Source organism: Exiguobacterium artemiae 255-15, assembly GCF_000019905.1.
In the GTDB taxonomy this organism is placed as follows: Bacteria; Bacillota; Bacilli; order Exiguobacteriales; family Exiguobacteriaceae; genus Exiguobacterium_A; species Exiguobacterium_A artemiae.
This window is the reverse complement of the sequence record NC_010556.1, coordinates 1,783,566-1,803,175: the sequence shown is the minus strand read 5'-3', so window position 1 is coordinate 1,803,175 and position 19,610 is coordinate 1,783,566. Positions and strand designations below refer to the sequence as shown.

Genomic DNA, 19,610 nt, shown 5'->3' with positions numbered 1-19,610 from the left:
TTTTTGAAGGAGGATGAAGATGACGAACGTAACTGAGAAGGTCGAACAACTCGCAAAACCGATCGTAGAACGTGAGGGGATGGAGCTTGTCGACGTCGAATTCGTCAAAGAGGGGGCGGATTGGTTCCTACGTGTCTCCATCGATAAAGACGGTGGCGTTGACCTGGAAGACTGTGTCAACATCAATGAAAAGTTGTCGGAAGCATTGAACCAGGATGATCCGATCGACGAACCCTACTATTTAGATGTTGCGAGTCCAGGTGCCGAACGACCACTCAAAAAAACTGAGGATTTCGAGAAGGCAATCGGGAAACATGTCTATATCAAAACCCATGACCCGGTTAAAGACGCAACAGAATTCGAAGGCACATTACTGACTTATTCTGAAGAAATGCTGGAACTCGAAGTCCGTGTGAAGACACGTAAATTGAAAATTGAAATACCGGTGAACAAGATCGCGATGGCGCGGCTTGCGGTAGTGTTCTAAGGAAAGGAAGAGAACGATGGGACCACAGTTACTTGAAGCAATCGAACAAATCGCTAAAGAAAAAGAGATTGATAAGAATATCATCATCGATGCGCTCGAACAGGCATTGATTTCCGCTTACCGTCGCAACTTTGGAAAAGAGTCGGAGGCAGTAAAAGTCGAGTTTGATCAACAGACAGGAGATATCCGTGTCTTCGCCTTGAAAGAGGTCGTTGAACGCTTGACGCAGCCGGAAGAACAGCTTTCACTCGAGGAAGCACACGAAATCGATCCGACGTATGAACTCGGTGATTTCCACAAAGTTGAAGTGACACCAGGTGATTTTGGACGTGTTGCAGCACAAACGGCCAAACAAATCGTCACACAAAAGATGCGCGAAGCAGAACGGGAACGCATTTACAATCATTTCGCGGACCGGGAAGATGAAATCATGACGGGGATGGTCGAACGTCAAGATGCGCGTAATCTATACGTTAACCTCGAAGGTATTGAAGCGGTCTTGACGACACACGAACAGATGCCGAATGAACGTTTTGGAATTCGGGAATACATCAAAGTATACGTGACGAAAGTCGATCCGATGGTCAAAGGATCAGGCGCATCGATTCTCGTATCGCGGACGCACCCGGGCTTATTAAAACGACTGTTTGAAATCGAAGTACCGGAAATCGCGAGCGGCGAAGTCGAAGTGAAGTCGGTGGCACGTGAAGCCGGCGACCGTTCGAAAATTGCCGTTGCTTCTGACGAAATCGATCCTGTCGGCGCATGTGTAGGTCAAAAAGGCGCACGTGTTCAACGCATCGTCAACGAATTGAACGGTGAAAAGATTGATATCGTCCGTTATTCAGATGATCCGAAAGAATACGTTGCCAATGCTTTAAGCCCGGCACAAGTTGTTGCTGTATACGTCAACGAACCGGCTAAAGCAACAATCGTCGTCGTCCCTGACTTCCAATTGTCACTCGCAATCGGAAAACGCGGTCAAAATGCCCGTCTGGCCGCCAAGTTGACAGGATGGAAAATCGACATCAAGAGCGAATCAGAAGCAGAATCGATGGAATTGAAGGATGTCTTCATGAAAGTCGAACCTGCGACAGCAGAAGCAGTTGGCGTGGAAACGGTCCAAGTCGAAGGCGAGGAATAATTCGTGCAAAAAAAGGTACCATTACGCAAATGTGTCATCACACAAGAAATGCGTCCTAAAAAAGAGTTAATTCGGGTCGTCCGGACACCTGACAGTGAGGTTGTCGTCGATCTTAATGGTAAAATGAATGGGCGAGGCGCCTATTTGACGAAAGATGCAACTGTCATTGCGACAGCCAAAAAGAAGCGCACACTCGATCATCATCTGAAAGTCAAGACAACAGATGCGTTATATGATCAATTGCTTGCGATCGCGGGAGGTACACATGAGTAAATGGGAATCGCTCCTTGGTCTCGCGAACCGAGCGCGGAAAGTGACGACTGGAGAAGAACTCGTACTGAAAGAAGTACGGGGAGGACAAGCCAAACTCGTCCTCTTAGCAGCAGATGCGGGGGCTGCCACGCGTAAGAAAGTGACGGATAAATGTACAAGTTATCGTGTTCCGTACATCGAAGTCGGAGATCGAAACATTCTTGGACATGCACTTGGGAAAGATGCGCGTGTAGTCGTATCAGTCAACGAAGCCGGATTTGCGAAAAAGCTAACGGAACTCCTCTCGAACGATTAACTGGAGGTGGATCTTTTGGGTAAACGTGTATACGAATTCGCGAAAGAACAGAATGTAACGAGTAAGCAGGTCATCGCCCAGCTCGAAAAACTGGAAAAACCGGTCAAGAATCACATGGCGGTTTTAGATGAACAGACAGTACAGCAACTCGACAAAGTATTTAATCCCGAGAAACATCGGGTCCAAAAAACGGAGGCTCCAAAACAAGTGAAATCAGACAATAAACCGAACAGACCAGGAACAACTAACAAACCAGCAGGGAACCAATCACGCAATTCAAAAGGCGGACGTCCAGAATTCGGAAACCGTAATAACCGCGGTGGAAAACGTCGTCCCCAGAAGAAAGTAGAACCACGTAAATTGGAAGTAGCAGATCCAAATTCAAAATCAAGCCAACGAAAAGCAGCACGTCGGGCGCAAGAAGAAGCAATGGCGAACGTCGTTCAATATGCAGACAACTTAACAGTCGGCGAATTGGCTGAAAAAATGGATAAAAAACCAAACGAACTCATCATGAAATTGATGGGAATGGGCGTTATGGCGACCATTAACCAAGATCTCGATGATGAGACAGTTGAATTGCTTGCTTCTGACTTCGGATTTGAAGTCGAGAAAACGGTTCAAGTCGATGAAACAGACTTCGATGCATACGAATTGAATCTCGATAACTACGAATTGTCAGAACGTCCACCGGTCGTTACGATCATGGGACACGTCGACCACGGTAAAACGACATTGCTGGACTCGATCCGAAACACAAAAGTCACAGCAGGCGAAGCCGGCGGAATCACACAGCACATCGGGGCTTACCAAGTTGAAATCGAAGGAAAGAAAATCACATTCCTCGATACACCAGGTCACGCCGCGTTTACAACGATGCGGGCACGTGGAGCAGATGTCACAGACATCGCAATCATCGTCGTCGCAGCGGATGACGGTGTCATGCCGCAAACGGAAGAAGCCATCAGCCATGCGAAGGCAGCCGGTGTTCCAATCATCGTTGCAGTCAACAAGATGGATAAAGAAGGCGCTAACCCGGACCGTGTCAAACAAGAATTGACGGAATTCGAACTCGTTGCCGAGGACTGGGGCGGCGACACGATCTTCGTACCGGTTTCAGCACTTAAGGGAGACGGAATCGACGAGTTACTCGAAATGATTCTGCTTGTTTCGGAAGTCCAAGAATACAAATCAACACCGGATATGCACGGACGCGGAACAGTCATCGAAGCGAAACTCGACAAAGGACGCGGACCAGTCGCGACATTGCTTGTCCAACACGGAACACTTCGTGTCGGCGATCCAATCGTTGTCGGTCATACGTTCGGTCGTATCCGGGCCATGGTCAACGATATCGGTCGTCGTGTCAAAGAAGTCGGTCCATCGACACCAATCGAAATCACAGGATTAAACGACGTGCCAAAAGCCGGCGATCAATTCTTTGCGTTTGAAGATGAGAAAAAAGCCCGTCAAATCGGGGAAGCACGTTACCAACGCGAAATCGAGGCACAACGCCGCGATTCAGCGAAAGTCAGCTTAGAAGATCTCTTCGACCGGATCAAAGAAGGCGAAGTCAAAGATCTTAACATCATCATCAAAGGTGACGTTCAAGGTTCTGTCGAAGCACTTGCCGGTTCACTCAAGAAAATCGATGTCGAAGGCGCGAAAATCAACATCGTCCACTCAGGTGTTGGTGCGATTACAGAAGGTGACGTCATCTTGGCTTCAGCAGCCAACGCGATCATCATCGGCTTTAACGTCCGTCCGGATGGTAACGCTAAATCGATGGCAGACCAAGAGAAGGTTGAGATTCGCCTTCACAAAATCATCTACAATGCCATCGAAGAAATCGAACAAGCGATGAAAGGTCTTCTTGATCCTGAATTCGTTGAGAAAATTATCGGTCAAGCTGAAGTTCGTGACGTCATCAAAGTCTCGAAAGTCGGAACGATCGCAGGTGGTTATGTCACAGAAGGTAAGTTAACACGTGCTGCAGGTGTTCGTGTCGTCCGTGACAGCATCGTTATTTACGAAGGAAAACTCGATACGTTGCGCCGCTTCAAAGACGACGTTAAAGAAGTCGCAGCCGGTTACGAGTGTGGAATTAAGATTGAACGGTACGACGACATCAAAGTCGACGATGTCATCGAAGCGTTCATCATGGAAGAAGTAAAACGTAAGTAACAGAACGGATCAGAATCCGAACTGGAGGGATATAGAATGAGCGTACGTTCCAATCGTGTAGCAGAACAGGTGCGTAAAGAAATTACGCAAATGTTGATCAAAGATGTGAACGATCCGCGTGTCAAGGCGGTTACGGTAACTGGTGTTGAAGTCACAGGCGACTTACAACAAGCAACGATCTTTTATTCGGTGCTCGGTGATGAAACAGTGCGCGAAGAAGCGCGCGTTGGTCTTGAAAAGTCAAAAGGGTTCATGCGCAAAGAAATCGGATCACGCATCCGTTTACGCAAGACACCTGAATTGCTGTTTGAGATCGATACATCTGTCGAGTATGGATCACGGATTGATGAGTTGCTCCGGAACTTGAACAAGGATTAACAAGACGAGGGCAACCACAGGTGTGGTTGCCCTTTTTTAGGAGGGAAAAAGATGGAACCCATAGGAGTATTACCGCTGGACAAACCGGCAGGCATGACGAGTCACGACTGTGTCTTTCGACTGCGCCGGCTCTTTCAGACAAAAAAAGTCGGGCATACCGGAACACTTGACCCGGAAGTGACAGGTGTCTTACCGATCTGTCTCGGACGTGCTACAAAACTTGCACGTTTCATTACAGACGAAGGAAAGAGATATGTGGCAGAAGTGACGATCGGATATGCGACGACGACCGAAGACGCCCACGGTGAAACCGTCCGCGAAACACCGGTCACGCCCGCGTCAATTACGGAGCAACAAGTAGATGAAATTCTACAGCAACTGACCGGACAGATTGAACAGACCCCACCGTATTATTCGGCGGTCAAAGTAAACGGGAAAAAATTGTATGAATATGCCCGTAAAGGCATTGAAGTGGAACGTCCGACCCGAACGGTTCAAATTGATACGTTGGAACGGACATCCGGGCTGACTTTTGCAGACGGACTCTGCCGGTTTCAAATCGAGATTGCTTGCGGAAAAGGAACTTATATCCGGACGCTTGCCGTTGAAATCGGTGAACAGTTGGGTTATGCGGCCCACATGAGTGAATTGCGCCGAACGAGTTCAGGAATGATGTCTGAAACAGAAGCAGTGACGCTGGCTACGCTTGAAGCCTGTGAGACTGTCGAAGAGCGGATGCAATACGTCTTACCGATTGAACAAGTCATTCAAAAGTGGCCGCGGTTGACTGTAAATGCCGAGACGGCGGCTCGTGTATTGAATGGGGCAAAATTACCAGGCATTCCGGTCGAATTTGAACGATTTACTGTCTATAATGAAGAGGGCATCCCTTTAGCGATCTACCGGCTTGATTCCGAGATCAATATGGGACGCGTTGAAGTCATGTTACAAATCGATTAGGATCGGAGCGATCAGGAATGGACATCATTCACTTAACATACCCAGAACAACCAACAGAAGATCCGGCGGTCATCGCACTCGGATTTTTTGACGGTGTTCATCTTGGACACCAACGTGTTTTACAAACCGCAATTGAAAAAAGCCGTGAGCTCAATCTGCCAGTAGCAGTGATGACGTTTGATCCTCATCCGAAACAAGTTCTTGGCAACGGGACGGAACAGATTCTCTACATTACGCCACTTGACCGGAAACTCGAAAAAATGGCACAACTCGGCATTGACCGGGTATATGTCATCGAATTTACAGTCGCTTTTTCCGAACTGTCTCCGCAAGATTTCGTCGATCATTATTTAATTGCTGCCGGAGCACGCCACATTGTGGCCGGATTTGATTATTCGTATGGACGGTTCGGGGCAGGCAAGATGGCGACGCTTGATTTCCACAGCCGTGGACGATTTGATCATACGACGGTTTCCGAACATCAGGCAGACGATGAAAAGGTCAGTTCGACACGGATTCGTCGTTTGCTTGCGGATGGAGCGGTCGCGGAAGCAGCTCTGTTATTAGGGGAACCGTATCAAACGAAAGGGATTGTCATTCACGGTGACGCCCGAGGTCGGCAGATTGGTTTTCCGACGGCCAACATCCGTCCGGAATTTGCCTATGTCATTCCGAAACTTGGGGTCTATGCGACGTTCGTCCATCTTGAAGACGGGCGCAAGTTTCCGGCGATGACGAATATCGGACGGAGACCGACGTTTTATGAGACGGGAGAAGTCAGCATCGAAACCCACTTGCTTGCCTTTGACGAGGATTTATATGGACAAGAACTGAAACTCGAGTGGATGGCATACTTACGCGATGAACGTGCGTTTGACGGGATTGAAAGCTTAAAAACACAGCTTGCCCAAGATAAAATTCATGCGATGCAAGCATTAACGGTTTGACAGACGATGACGGGTTCGTTATGATGAGTCAGTACGAATACGTACAGCCGGTTGGCTTGGCATCAGGTCTCACCATCCGATGCTCGGCAATACGGTCATTCAAAAGATGGAGGTGGAGTGACAATGGCACTCACTAAAGAACGTAAAAACGAAATTATCGAAGCTTATGCTACGAAACAAGGCGATACTGGTTCGCCGGAAGTACAAGTTGCTGTTTTAACTGAACAGATCACAACTTTAAACGATCACTTACGTACACACAAAAAGGATCACCACTCACGTCGTGGTCTCTTGAAAATGGTTGGTCGTCGTCGTAACTTGCTCACATACCTTCGTAACAAGGATGTTTCACGTTACCGTTCATTGATCGAGCGTCTTGGTCTTCGTCGCTAATCCGAACAGATCAACAAGGAAGCAGGAGCATCGTCTCCTGCTTCTTTTTTTTGCCGATTCATGGACATTTGGCGCAAGAACATCCATAATTAGATTTGAATGAAAAAACGGATAGAAGTGAGAGGGGATTTGTGCATGTCACAAACAAAGCAGACGTTTTCGACCGAACTCGGTGGACGTCCATTAACAATTGAAATCGGTCAACTGGCCAAACAAGCAAACGGAGCAGCATTGATCCGTTACGGTGAGACAGCAGTCCTTGCGACGGTCGTCGCATCCAAACAACCAAAAGACTTAGATTTCTTCCCATTAACTGTGAACTATGAAGAAAAACTATATGCAGCAGGTAAGATTCCAGGTGGTTTCCTAAAACGTGAAGGACGTCCGGGTGAAAATGCGATTTTGACATCACGTTTGATTGACCGTCCGATCCGTCCGTTGTTCCCAGACGGTTTCCGTCATGATATCCAAGTCGCAACGACAGTTTTGTCTTCTGACGAAGATAATTCACCGGAAGTGGCAGCAATGATTGGGGCATCGATTGCTTTGTCGATTTCAGACATTCCATTTGACGGTCCGATTGCCGGCGTGACGATTGGTCGTGTGAACGGTGAGTTCATCATCAATCCGACGATGAGTCAAGCATCTGAAAGTGATATCGACCTTCAAGTTGCCGGAACGAAACATGCGGTCAACATGGTAGAAGCCGGAGCAAAAGAAGTTTCGGAACAAGCAATGCTTGAAGCGATTCTCCTCGGACATGACGTCATTAAGGAATTGATTGCGTTCCAAGAAGAAATCGTCGCAGCAGTCGGACAAGAAAAGTTCGCTTACACGGTTGCTTCGTTTGACGAAACACTCGTCAACCGCTTGAAAGCAGAGGCGCTTGCAGAAGTCACGACAGCCGTTCAAGTCGAAGAAAAACAAGCACGTGATCTTGCTATCAATGAAGTCATTTCGAAATACATCGATCAGTACGCAGCGGATGACTCAATTACGGAAGCTCAATTAGCTGAAGTATCCGGTGTCTTAAATAAATTCGTTAAGACAGAAGTCCGCCGCTTGATCACAGAAGATAAAGTCCGTCCAGATGGTCGTGGTCTTGCTGAAATCCGTCCGCTTGATTCGGAAATTGGACTGTTGCCACGGGCACACGGTTCAGGTCTGTTCACACGCGGTCAAACACAAGTCTTGTCCGTCGCAACGCTTGGTGTTGCTGGAGATGCACAAATCATTGACGGTCTTGGACTTAAAGCAGAGAAACGTTTTATGCACCATTATAACTTCCCGCCGTTCTCTGTCGGGGAAGCTCGTCCGATGCGCGCACCAGGTCGTCGTGAAATTGGTCACGGAGCACTCGGTGAACGTGCCTTGTTACCGGTTCTTCCGTCAGAAACAGATTTCCCGTACACGATTCGTCTCGTTTCGGAAGTCCTCGAATCAAACGGTTCGTCTTCACAGGCGTCAATTTGTGGATCAATTCTTGCGATGATGGATGCGGGTGTGCCGTTGAAAGCACCGGTTGCCGGAATTGCAATGGGCTTGATCAAAGAAGGCGAAAATTACTCAATCTTGACAGATATCCAAGGAATGGAAGATCACCTCGGCGATATGGACTTTAAAGTTGCTGGAACAAAAGATGGTGTGACGGCTTTGCAAATGGATATGAAGATTGGCGGAATCACGCGTCAGATTTTAGAAGAGGCGCTTGAACAAGCACGTCTTGGTCGTTTACACATCCTGGAACACATGAATTCAGTCATTGCTGAACCACGTGTCGAGTTGTCTAAATATGCACCAAAAATCGTCACATTGAAAATCAATCCTGATAAAATCCGTGATGTGATTGGGCCCGGCGGTAAAGTCATCAACGGTATCATCGATGAGACAGGTGTCAAAATCGATATCGATCAAGACGGTACAGTCTTTATCGCGTCAACGGATCAAGACGGTATCAACCATGCGCGTCAGTTGATTGAAGATATCGTTCGTGAAGTCGTCATCGGAGAAGAATTTGACGGTACGGTTCGCCGCGTCGAAAAATTCGGAGCTTTCGTCGAATTGTTCAAAGGGAAAGATGCCCTCGTGCATATCTCGGAACTGGCGCTTGAACGTGTTGGTCAAACCGAAGATGTCGTCAAATTAGGCGATAAATTGAAAGTACGTGTCACGGAAGTCGATGATAAAGGACGTGTCAATGCGTCGCATAAAGTCCTTCTCGTGGAAGGTATGAGTCCAGAAGATCGTGCCGCATATGATGAAAAGAAAAAAACAGAGCGTGACAGCCGCCCGCCGCGTCGGGATACTGGATCTCGCCCACCACGTGACGGACAACGTCCACCACGTCGTAACTAATGAAAACAAAGGTGGCTCAACGGTGCGAATACGTGCACCGCGGGCCACCTTGTTTCATATTTCAAGGAGGAATGAACGATGGTCGAAAGACTCGTATTAGAGAACGGCGTTCGAATTGTCAGTGAACGGATTGAGAACGCCCGAAGTGTGGCAACCGGAATTTTCATTAAAGCTGGTTCACGGACGGAAACAAAAGAAGAGCATGGAATCAGCCATTTGATTGAACATATGATGTTTAAAGGAACAAAAAAACAATCGGCAAAAGAAATTGCCGTTTATTTTGACCGCTTGGGTGGTAATATTAATGCATTCACGAGTAAAGATCAGACCTGCTATTATGTGAAGACATTGGACGAACATGCCATTACGGCGTTTGATGTTTTGGCAGACATGTTTTTGGAGTCAACCTTTGATGAAGAGGAACTCGAAAAAGAAAAACGGGTCGTGATTGAAGAAATTAAAATGTATGAAGATACACCGGACGACCTTGTACATGAACTGTTAGCCGTTGCGGCTTACGGAGAAGACGTGATGGCACGCCCGATTCTCGGTACAGAGGAGAGCGTCAAACAACTCAGCCGGCAAATGATTGTCGAATACCTGCAAGAAGCCTATGCACCGGAACAAATCGTTATTTCCGTTGCAGGACATGTGACAGATGAACTGATTACACAAATTAAAAATCGATTCGGTTCGTTGCAGTCAAGTGGCAAGATCCGACAAATTACTGAACCTGTCTTAAAAAGTGACGCGTTACGAAAAGAAAAAGACACGGAACAAGTGCATGTCTGTTATAATTTCCGGGCGATTCCGTCTGCTGACGACCGTTTACCGACGCTTGCCTTACTCAATAATGCATTTGGGGCGACGATGTCGAGCCGTCTGTTCCAATCGATTCGTGAAGACCGCGGATTGGCCTATTCTGTTTTTTCGTACTATACGACGTTTGATGATCATGGAACGTTTACGATTTATGTCGGGACATCAAAAGAAACGTTGGAAGAAGTCGAGACGGTTCTTTCGGCGGAAATCAAACAGTTGCTCGAACATGGTCTGACAACGAAAGAGCTGGAAGACGGCATCGAGCAGTTAAAAGGATCATTGATTTTAGGAAATGAGAGTATATCGAGTCACATGAACCGTAATGCCCGGAATGAACTCCATCTTGGCATGCATCCGACATTAGAAGATGTTCTTACGGAAGTGGAGCAGATTACGCCTGCTGACGTTCAGGAAATGATTGCGTATATCTTTAGTGAACCGCCGGCGAAAGCATACATCTTGCCGGAAATCGATGAGGCAGACCTTGAAACCGAGTGAGGCTTACCCTACACTGAAATAGCATGTAATTGAAAAACAAGTTGTTGAGAAAGAAGGAATACCCTTGAATTTAGCTGAACTAATCGAAGTCATTCAGACTCAAAAAACGGAACGTATGGTAGAGGCAGTCGTGACCTCCTTAACAACCGATTCACGTGATGTGAAGCCGGGAACGTTATTTGTCGCCATTAAAGGTTATACAGTGGATGGACACGATTATGCCAAACAGGCCGAAGCACAGGGGGCTGTCGCCATCGTGTCAGAACGGTTGCTCGATGTGACGATTCCTGTCATTCTTGTCCGGAGTACAACCCGAGCGATGGCAGAACTTGCCGGGAAGTTTTATGATTATCCTTCTGAAAAGATGCGGATGATCGGAATCACTGGAACGAACGGAAAAACAACGACGACGACCATCGTACGTGACGTCTTGGCTCAGCTGGGGCGGAAAACGGGAATCATTGGTACCGTTGAAGTCAAAATTGGGGACCGGGTCGTCCCGAGTCGCAACACGACACCTCAAAGTTCGGAATTACAGGCCTTTTTCCATCAGATGCATCAAGAGGGCGTCGAAGACGTCATCATGGAAGTTTCTTCGCATGGATTAGAGCTCGGTCGTGTGACCGGAACGGATTTTGATGTTGCTGGGTTTACGAATTTGACGCACGACCACCTGGATTTCCATAAGACGTTCGAGAACTATGCACGAGCAAAAGGTCTGCTCTTTGCGCAACTCGGACAACGGCTGTCGGATAAGAAAGTAGCAGTCTTGAATGCAGATGATGAGATCAGCCATTTATTTGAGATGATGACGGGTGCCCGCGTACTGACATATGGCATTGAGCAGCCGGCCGACTTACAGGCTAAAAATATTACACAAACCCTTCAGGAAACGACCTTTACGATGGTCTATCAAGAGCAGGCAGTCGAATTGACCGTTCAGTTCATCGGTCGATTCAATGTCTATAATTTACTGCTTGCAACGGGTATCCTGCTGTCAATCGGCTACAGTTTAACTGAGATTTCGAATGCGATCACTCAGATACAGCCGGCAAAAGGCCGGATGCAACGATTGCCGATTGACGGGTACAACATTTATGTGGATTATGCCCATACGCCGGACGGCATTGAACAATGTCTGAAAGCACTGGTCGATGTTCCGAAAGAAAACATTATCTTCTTGATTGGAACAGGCGGTAATCGCGATGTGACGAAACGGCCGATGATGGGTCAACTTGCATCGACGTATGCGGGAACTGTCGTCATCACGACGGACGATCCCCGTTTTGAATCGTATGAGTCGATTACATCCGGTATCGCCTCCGGAATGCTTCACGATCAATTCGTTGAAATCGGAGACCGGGAAGAAGCGGTCCGCTATGCAGCGAGCCTCGCCCGTCCGGATAACATCGTCATCCTGGCAGGAAAAGGGCATGAAAAATATCAAATCATTGGGGATGAGAAAACACCCCTCGACGAAGAAGCACTCGTCAAAGAGATGATACGCCAATTGGAGGAAAAGAAGTGACTTATCAACAACTTGAAATTGAACAGGCTCAGTTTGAACAGTTTGTAAAAACCCATCCTAAAGGAGACCTCTTGCAGTTACCGGCTTGGGGATCCGTCAAGGCAGCGACCGGCTGGACACATGAACGGATTGCAGTCGGGACAGCGAGTGGTCAACTGGTCGGGGTCGCACTGTTATTGTTTAAAAAAGTTCCGAAATTACCGTTTACGTTATGTTATGCTCCGCGCGGATTTGTCGTCGATTATACAGATCAGGCAGCTGTTGCCGCATTACGGGATGCAGCGATCCAAGTCGCGAAAAAGCGAAAAGCAATCACAATTAAACTCGATCCAAACGTTGATCGGACGGAATATCCGAATTTACTTCAAGAAATGAAGGCGTTAGGGTTTAAGCACAACGGATTCGGAGGCGGATTTGATTATGCGCAACCGCGTTTTACGATGGAGACAAGTCTTGAAGGGTCGGAAAAAGAAATCTTTGACCGCTTCCATTCGAAGTTCCGTTACAATGTCCGTTTGGCCGAACGAAAAGGAATCGTGTGTTACGAAGCATCACGGGAAGAGTTGAAAATATTCGCCAACCTGATGGTCGAAACGGGTGAACGCGACGGGTTCTCCATCCGCGGTCTTGATTACTTTGAAAATCTATACGACCATCTTCGTCCAACCGGAGATGCGGCATTGTTTTTGACGAAATTGGATGTCGTCCGGGCGCTTGAAAATACGGAAGCGGCCTTATTACAAGCAGAGAAGGAATTGGTGAAGATTCATCGTCAACTTGAAAAAGAAACGGTCGAGAAAAAAATCAACAGTTTGAATAATCGACTGGAACAAACGACTGCTCAGATTGAAAAAGCAGAGAAGTCGAAAACTGAATTGATGGCGATTGCGGCAAAACACCCGAACGGAGTGATTCTGTCGGGCGGTTTGTTGACGTTAGCCGGTCGACGGTCGTATTACCTGTATGGTGCGTCGTCAAACGAATACCGTGAGTTCATGCCGAACCATTTAATGCAGTGGACCATGATGCGTCATGCAAAAGCGCACGGCGCCCTCTCATACGACTTTGGTGGTGTCAGCGGGTCAACGGATCCGGATGACCACTATGCCGGATTGTATGCCTTTAAGTCCGGTTGGGGCAGTGAAATGATTGAAAAAATCGGAGAGTTTGACTATGTCCTGAACAAGCCGTTGTATCTGTTGCTTGAAACAGGATTACCGATTCTTCAAAAAATCCGGAAGAAGTTACGCCGCTAATGAAGCGGGGAACAATCTTCATTTGGATTTTGTTCCTGCTGGTCATGTTTGCCATCGGCTCCTTTCTGGCAGCGTCGACTAATCGCATGCCAAGCATTTTAATCGATCAGCCGGAGCTGGGACTGGAGAGTTGTCCCCGCGACCGCGCTGGTGAGAACCGTCTCATCAACGACAGTTCGGATCAGTTAAAGCAACTTCATCCGGCAGTCCGTGCAGGTGCCAAGGATTTGATTCGTCTCAGTCATTCCTGCTACAACATCGACATCCGGATCACCCAAGGATACCGGACGAAAAAACAGCAGGACGCATTGTATGAACAAGGACGCTCGCAAGCCGGAGAAGTCGTGACGAACGCCCGGGGCGGGGAATCGATGCATAACTATGGTTTAGCGATTGACTTCGTTCAAATGATAGACGGGGACATTTCTTACGATTTAGAGTATGACGGAAATCAATCCGGTAAAAGTGACTGGCGTGAGGTCGCTGCTGTCGGAAAGGCGCTTGGCTTTGAATGGGGAGGGGATTGGAAACGTTTTGTTGACTATCCGCACTTCGAGATGACATTCGGCTATTCCTTGAATGAACTTCAAGCAGGTGAAAAACCGGGCAGGCAGGAAAAAGCGAACCGAACAGAAGAAATCGAGAAGCTGTTGAATCCGTAAAACGAACATCGTGTGGACCGAAAGAAGGTCCGCGCGATGTTTTTTTCGTTTTCACCATCCCTGTTGTTGGCAGAATGGCAAAGTTCGGCTAGAATAGTGATAGTGATAAGTGGACGGCTCACGAAAAGTGAATACAAATAGGAGGTCATATCGTGTCAAAGAAAAAGACGGAAAAGGTAAGCGTCTTTGCTCTTGGTGGCGCCGGTGAAATCGGTAAGAACATGTACGTCGTCGAACTCGACGAGGACATCTTCGTAATCGATGCCGGATTAATGTTCCCAGGAGATGAGATGCTTGGAATTGATAAAGTCATTCCAGACATTAGTTATTTAAAAGAAAACAAAGAGCGGATCCAAGGGATTTTCATCACGCATGGACACGAGGACCATATTGGTGCCCTCAGTTATGTCTTACGGGACTTAAAAGTGCCGGTGTATGGAACACGCTTAACACTGGGTTTAATTGAAATTAAATTAAAAGAAGCCGGTTTATTGAAAAAGGCAGATCTTCGTCCAATTGATGCCAAGACGAAATTAACCGTAGCAGGTCATTTCATTACATTTTTCCGTGTCAATCACTCGATTCCGGATGCAGTCGGGGTATGTATCCAAACATCGCAAGGGGCAATCGTACACACGGGAGATTTTAAATTTGATTACACACCGGTTGATGGAAAACAAGCTGATTTCGGAAAAATTGCCGCAATTGGTCAGCGGGGAGTCCTTTGTCTCTTATCAGACTCAACTAACGCTGAACGTCCCGGAATGTCCGGATCGGAATCAACGGTCGGGTCGGAACTCAACGACGTCATCTACGAGGCACCGGGTCGCGTGATCGTTGCGTCATTCGCATCAAACGTCCATCGTCTGCAACAAGTCTTTGCAGCGGCAGAAGCTAACAACCGTAAAGTGGCCGTTGTCGGTCGCAGTATGGTCAATATCGTCGAAGTGGCACAACGCCTGAACTACTTGCGTTTCAAACAAAAGACGTTGGTCGAACTGTCGGATATCAATCGACTCGATGACAATCAAGTCGTGATTTTAACAACGGGCTCGCAAGGCGAACCGATGGCAGCACTCACACGCATGGCACGGAATGCACACAAGCAGGTCAACATCCGTTTAAATGATACAGTCGTCGTCGCGGCGTCTCCGATTCCCGGAAACGAAAAATCCGTTTCGAAAACGATTGATTTGTTGTTCCGCGCCGGTGCAAACGTCATCTATAACCAGCGGAAAGTGCATGTATCCGGTCACGGACATGCCGAAGATTTGAAGTTGATGCTGAACTTGATCAAACCAAAATTCTTCGTCCCGATCCACGGGGAATTCCGGATGCAGAAGGCACACAGCCGTTTAGCACAAACAATTGGTGTCAATGCAAATAACATCTTCATCATTGAAAATGGGGATGTCGTCGAGTTCGAGAAACGTAAAGCCCGGATGTCACGTAAAGTGAATGCCGGAAACGTCTTGATTGACGGAATCGGTGTCGGTGATGTCGGAAACATCGTGTTACGCGATCGTCGTCTTCTGTCGCAAGACGGTGTCGTCCTTTGTGTCATCACGATCAGCCGTAAAAACAAAACGATCGTCTCCGGACCAGAAATCATTTCACGTGGATTCGTCTACATGCGTGAATCAGAAGATATGATCAACGAAGCGAACCGGATTGTTGCCAAGCAACTGCAAGGTAAATTAACAGGTGAGCTTGACTGGACGGAAATGAAGTCATTGATTCGTGACAAGTTAAGTTCGTATCTTTATGAACAAACGAAACGTCGTCCGATGATTTTACCGATCATCATGGAAATCTAACAAAAAGGAGCGACTCAGGGAGGCCGATGGATGGTCAGCTGAGTCGTTTTTTTATCAGGAGGTCAGAAAAAGATGGCAACGACAAAAAAAGGACCGGTCCGGAAAACCCCGCCGCGAAAACGTACACCGGCTAAAAAACGGCCACCAGCGAAAAAGCAACGTCAGCCGATTCAATACCGTACATATGCAGCCATCATTGCGGTCTTATCGCTGCTTTCGTATGTATTGGCACTTGGACAGTTTGGACGTGTCGGAGAAGTACTGGCCGAGTTTGCGAAAGATCAGGTCGGACAGTTTGGTTCACTCCTGTACGGATTGATTGGCGGACTGCTGTTGCTGATTTTGTCGAATCAACCACGGTTAAACAAATGGGCCTGGTCGTTTTTGATTCTCGGCGGATTAATCTGGATTGACTTGCTGCTTGGTCAACCGCGCGGAGCCATGAATGCGTGGTTGTATCAAGGTTCGTCCTATTATATTTCGAGTTTTGGCGCATTCATGATCGGTTTATTTCTGATTGTGGCAGGGATTCATTTGCTGCAACCGACGTTTTTCAGTGAACTGGCTTTAGGAATCAGAGAACGGATTCAAGAATTCCAGCAACGTGAACGGCAGACTGTCGTCAAAGAACGTCCTGAGAAAAAGAAACCAGACCGGTCAGAAGCGGTGGTGCAACCGGTCAATGATAAGAAGACACTGAAAAGACAGGCCATTGAAGAAATTGTGGCGGAAGAAGCTCCTGTCACTCTTCAGGACGTCCCGATTATCGGCTTTGCAGATCATGTCGAACCACAGGCAAAAGAGACACAAGGACCATTGACGATGACGGAGACGCCGGACGGCTATCAGTTGCCGTCGCTTGATTTACTGGCAGAACCTGTCACAAAAGATTTATCAGGAGAAAATAAACGATTAAAAGACAATGCGACAAAATTGATTGCGACGTTAAAATCTTTCGGAATCGGAGCAAAAGTCTTGAAAATTCATCTCGGTCCCAGTGTGACGAAATATGAGATTGAACCGGATCAAGGCATCAAACTGAGTCGAATTACCGGACTAGCCGATGATTTGGCGCTTGCGCTCGCCGCAAAAGATATCCGGATCGAAGCACCGATTCCCGGTAAGGCTGCCGTCGGAATCGAAGTTCCGAACCGGGAGGTCGCCATGGTTTCCCTACGGGAGGTCTTAGGTGCAGAGAGTGTCCAGGCCGATCCGGACCGCTTGCTCGTGGCACTTGGTCGAAGTATTTCCGGTGAGACGGTCACGGCGAAACTGAATAAGATGCCGCACGTCTTAGTCGCCGGCTCAACCGGATCGGGAAAATCCGTCTGCATCAACGGGATGATTGTCTCAATTTTGATGCGGGCCCGCCCGGATGAAGTCCGGTTGATGATGATCGATCCGAAGATGGTTGAATTGAATGTCTACAACGGTATTCCCCATCTGCTGGCACCGGTCGTGACCGATCCGAAGAAAGCGGCTCAAGCGTTAAAACAGGTCGTATCGGAGATGGAACGGCGTTATGAAATCTTCAGTCAGAACGGGGCGCGGAATATCGAAGGATACAATGCCCTGATTGATAAGATGAACGCCGAAGAAAAAGTCCATCAACGTCTGCCGTACATCGTCGTCATCGTCGATGAGTTAGCCGATTTGATGATGGTCGCCTCAAACGAAGTCGAAGATGCCATCATGCGTCTTGCCCAGATGGCACGGGCAGCCGGAATTCATATGGTCATCGCGACGCAACGACCGAGCGTTGACATCATTACCGGTGTCATCAAGGCAAACATCCCATCGAGGATTGCCTTCAGTGTCTCGAGCGGGACGGATTCCCGGACGATTCTTGATACGAGCGGGGCAGACAAACTACTTGGACGAGGAGATATGCTGTTGCTTGGAAACGGCATGAATAAACCGGTCCGTGTCCAAGGGGCGTTCTTGTCGGATGAAGAAGTCGAAACAATCGTCAACCATGTCATCTCCCAGCAAAAAGCCCAATATGTTGAAGCGATGATTCCAAAGGATCTTCCGGAAGGGGAGACGGAAGTCGACGATCCGCTATATGATGAAGTCGTCCAGTTCATTTTGACACAAGAAACAGCGTCAACTTCGATGATCCAACGGAAATACCGGATTGGTTACAACCGGGCCGCCCGTCTGATTGATGCACTAGAAGAAAATGGTTTAATCGGTCCGTCGGAAGGCTCAAAACCACGTCGCGTCATGGGTCACTAATAATCGGAAAGAGGATAAAGCCGGGTGCTTTATCCTCTTTTTGACGGTGAAAACAAAAAAAAGAAAACTTAAACCGTTTTCATGAAAATAGTTGTCAGACGTCTGTTGATTTTGCGCGAAATATTTGTCATACTCAGTCATATGAGTTGGCGTACCCGATAAAAGGTACGTGAGCGACTTTTTCACAAATAGATAATGAAAGCGCTCACATAATAGGAAGAGGAGTTGGCGATGATGAAAAAACAGTATGCATTCGTATCAATGATGACTGTTGCGACAGTCGGATTAGCAGCATGTGGAGGTTCAGCAGACAAAGATTCGAGTAAAAAGGATGAATTTTCTGTAGCAATGGTTGCCGATAAAGGCGGAATCGACGACAAGTCGTTTAACCAATCAGCATGGGAAGGTCTACAGGCATATGGAAAAGAAAATCAGCTCAAGAAAAATGAAGGCTACTCTTATCTTCAATCGAAATCCCAACAAGACTACCAACCGAACTTGTCTCGACTTGCACGAAGCGGGGAAGACTTAGTGTTCGGAATCGGGAATACCTTTAACGAAGACATCGAAACGGTATCAAAACAATTCAAAGACACACAGTTTGCCATCGTGGATAATGTCGTTCCGGGTAAAAACGTCACATCGATTACATTCAAAGAGAATGAAGGCGCGTATCTTGCGGGAATCGTCGCGGCAATGCAGACGAAAACGGATCATATCGGTTTTGTCGGCGGCATGAAGATGGATGTCATTGAACGGTTCCGTGCTGGATTTGAAGCAGGTGCAAAATCCGTGAATCCGAAAATTAAAGTCGATGTACAATACGCGGAAGACTTTGCAGCTCCGGAAAAAGGACAGGCGATCGCAGCCGGAATGTACGGAAAAGGCGCAGACATTATTTTCCCGGCAGCGGGCGGAACAGGGAACGGTGTCTTCACGGAAGCGAAAAACCGTAAGAAAAACGGGGAAGACGTTTCAGTCATCGGAGTTGACCGGGACCAAAAAGAAGAAGGTATGCCGGAAGACGTAACGTTGACATCGGTTATCAAACGGGTGGACCGCGCAGTGGAAGACACAGCGAATGCAGCCAAAAACGGAAAATTAACGGGTGGAAAAACAATCCGTTACGGTTTAAAAGAACAAGGTGTCGATTTAGTGGAGTCAGACAAGTTGTCAAAAGAGACGTTGAAAAAAGTTGAACAAGCGAAAAAAGCTGTCATTAAAGGGGAAACAGTTGTCCCTGAACAATAAGCGGTAAGAGAAAAGAGGGTGTTCTTAGGTAGAATGCCCTATTTTCTTCCAAACTTATTTACGTTATGAAAAGGGTTACAAAAGCGCCAGAAGTCAGACTTCCAACCTGTTACAAAATGATT

17 protein-coding genes are annotated in these 19,610 nt (G+C 47.4%); all 17 read left to right on the top strand.

Features of this window, described 5'->3' with window-relative positions:
* Positions 1-19: 19 nt before the first annotated feature.
* Positions 20-487 carry a ribosome maturation factor RimP gene (gene rimP / locus EXIG_RS09455; protein WP_012370711.1) on the top strand — a complete coding sequence of 156 codons (468 nt, stop codon included), beginning with the start codon at positions 20-22 and terminating at the stop codon, positions 485-487.
* Between the two features lie 16 nt (positions 488-503).
* Positions 504-1,631, top strand: a complete 1,128-nt coding sequence (nusA, locus tag EXIG_RS09450) for a transcription termination factor NusA (RefSeq protein WP_012370710.1) — start codon at positions 504-506, stop codon at positions 1,629-1,631.
* 3 nt (positions 1,632-1,634) lie between these two features.
* Positions 1,635-1,904 (top strand): RNase P modulator RnpM, encoded by a 270-nt coding sequence (gene rnpM, locus EXIG_RS09445; protein WP_012370709.1) that lies wholly within the window; start codon positions 1,635-1,637, stop codon positions 1,902-1,904.
* Positions 1,897-2,199 carry a YlxQ family RNA-binding protein gene (locus tag EXIG_RS09440; protein WP_012370708.1) on the top strand — a complete coding sequence of 101 codons (303 nt, stop codon included), beginning with the start codon at positions 1,897-1,899 and terminating at the stop codon, positions 2,197-2,199. Before rnpM ends, EXIG_RS09440 begins: the two co-directional genes overlap by 8 nt.
* A gap of 15 nt (positions 2,200-2,214) precedes the next feature.
* A complete protein-coding gene (infB, locus tag EXIG_RS09435; protein ID WP_012370707.1) occupies positions 2,215-4,383 on the top strand; it encodes a translation initiation factor IF-2 in 2,169 nt (722 codons plus the stop codon).
* Between the two features lie 36 nt (positions 4,384-4,419).
* Positions 4,420-4,761, top strand: coding sequence for a 30S ribosome-binding factor RbfA (rbfA, locus tag EXIG_RS09430; protein ID WP_012370706.1), 342 nt, complete (start codon positions 4,420-4,422; stop codon positions 4,759-4,761).
* Between the two features lie 51 nt (positions 4,762-4,812).
* Positions 4,813-5,721 carry a tRNA pseudouridine(55) synthase TruB gene (truB, locus tag EXIG_RS09425; RefSeq protein ID WP_012370705.1) on the top strand — a complete coding sequence of 303 codons (909 nt, stop codon included), beginning with the start codon at positions 4,813-4,815 and terminating at the stop codon, positions 5,719-5,721.
* 17 nt (positions 5,722-5,738) lie between these two features.
* Positions 5,739-6,668: a bifunctional riboflavin kinase/FAD synthetase gene (locus EXIG_RS09420; protein WP_012370704.1), complete on the top strand. Its 930-nt coding sequence runs from the start codon at positions 5,739-5,741 to the stop codon at positions 6,666-6,668.
* Between the two features lie 123 nt (positions 6,669-6,791).
* Positions 6,792-7,061 carry a 30S ribosomal protein S15 gene (gene rpsO / locus EXIG_RS09415; protein WP_012370703.1) on the top strand — a complete coding sequence of 90 codons (270 nt, stop codon included), beginning with the start codon at positions 6,792-6,794 and terminating at the stop codon, positions 7,059-7,061.
* 135 nt (positions 7,062-7,196) lie between these two features.
* On the top strand, positions 7,197-9,416 hold the full coding sequence (pnp, locus tag EXIG_RS09410) for a polyribonucleotide nucleotidyltransferase (protein WP_012370702.1): 2,220 nt from the start codon (positions 7,197-7,199) through the stop codon (positions 9,414-9,416).
* Between the two features lie 78 nt (positions 9,417-9,494).
* The gene (locus EXIG_RS09405; RefSeq protein ID WP_012370701.1) at positions 9,495-10,736 is read left to right on the top strand and encodes a M16 family metallopeptidase; all 1,242 of its coding nucleotides are present in this window, start codon (positions 9,495-9,497) and stop codon (positions 10,734-10,736) included.
* Positions 10,737-10,800: 64 nt separating this feature from the next.
* Positions 10,801-12,264, top strand: coding sequence for a UDP-N-acetylmuramoyl-L-alanyl-D-glutamate--2,6-diaminopimelate ligase (locus EXIG_RS09400; RefSeq protein ID WP_012370700.1), 1,464 nt, complete (start codon positions 10,801-10,803; stop codon positions 12,262-12,264).
* On the top strand, positions 12,261-13,520 hold the full coding sequence (locus EXIG_RS09395) for a lipid II:glycine glycyltransferase FemX (protein WP_012370699.1): 1,260 nt from the start codon (positions 12,261-12,263) through the stop codon (positions 13,518-13,520). Before EXIG_RS09400 ends, EXIG_RS09395 begins: the two co-directional genes overlap by 4 nt.
* Positions 13,520-14,182, top strand: a complete 663-nt coding sequence (locus tag EXIG_RS09390; RefSeq protein ID WP_012370698.1) for a M15 family metallopeptidase — start codon at positions 13,520-13,522, stop codon at positions 14,180-14,182. Before EXIG_RS09395 ends, EXIG_RS09390 begins: the two co-directional genes overlap by 1 nt.
* A gap of 152 nt (positions 14,183-14,334) precedes the next feature.
* Complete coding sequence (locus tag EXIG_RS09385; protein WP_012370697.1) at positions 14,335-15,999, top strand: ribonuclease J; 1,665 nt, start codon at positions 14,335-14,337, stop codon at positions 15,997-15,999.
* A 72-nt stretch (positions 16,000-16,071) separates the two neighbouring features.
* On the top strand, positions 16,072-18,237 hold the full coding sequence (locus EXIG_RS09380; protein WP_012370696.1) for a DNA translocase FtsK: 2,166 nt from the start codon (positions 16,072-16,074) through the stop codon (positions 18,235-18,237).
* A 231-nt stretch (positions 18,238-18,468) separates the two neighbouring features.
* Positions 18,469-19,488, top strand: a complete 1,020-nt coding sequence (locus EXIG_RS09375) for a BMP family lipoprotein (protein ID WP_012370695.1) — start codon at positions 18,469-18,471, stop codon at positions 19,486-19,488.
* Positions 19,489-19,610: the final 122 nt, after the last annotated feature.

Coding starts and splice junctions, on each gene's coding strand:
- EXIG_RS09375 (WP_012370695.1), top strand. CDS start 18,469: ATGATGAAAAAACAGTATGCATTCGTATCAATGATGACTGTTGCGACA.
- rpsO (WP_012370703.1), top strand. CDS start 6,792: ATGGCACTCACTAAAGAACGTAAAAACGAAATTATCGAAGCTTATGCT.
- EXIG_RS09420 (WP_012370704.1), top strand. CDS start 5,739: ATGGACATCATTCACTTAACATACCCAGAACAACCAACAGAAGATCCG.
- EXIG_RS09390 (WP_012370698.1), top strand. CDS start 13,520: ATGAAGCGGGGAACAATCTTCATTTGGATTTTGTTCCTGCTGGTCATG.
- pnp (WP_012370702.1), top strand. CDS start 7,197: ATGTCACAAACAAAGCAGACGTTTTCGACCGAACTCGGTGGACGTCCA.
- rimP (WP_012370711.1), top strand. CDS start 20: ATGACGAACGTAACTGAGAAGGTCGAACAACTCGCAAAACCGATCGTA.
- EXIG_RS09380 (WP_012370696.1), top strand. CDS start 16,072: ATGGCAACGACAAAAAAAGGACCGGTCCGGAAAACCCCGCCGCGAAAA.
- truB (WP_012370705.1), top strand. CDS start 4,813: ATGGAACCCATAGGAGTATTACCGCTGGACAAACCGGCAGGCATGACG.
- EXIG_RS09440 (WP_012370708.1), top strand. CDS start 1,897: ATGAGTAAATGGGAATCGCTCCTTGGTCTCGCGAACCGAGCGCGGAAA.
- EXIG_RS09405 (WP_012370701.1), top strand. CDS start 9,495: ATGGTCGAAAGACTCGTATTAGAGAACGGCGTTCGAATTGTCAGTGAA.
- nusA (WP_012370710.1), top strand. CDS start 504: ATGGGACCACAGTTACTTGAAGCAATCGAACAAATCGCTAAAGAAAAA.
- rbfA (WP_012370706.1), top strand. CDS start 4,420: ATGAGCGTACGTTCCAATCGTGTAGCAGAACAGGTGCGTAAAGAAATT.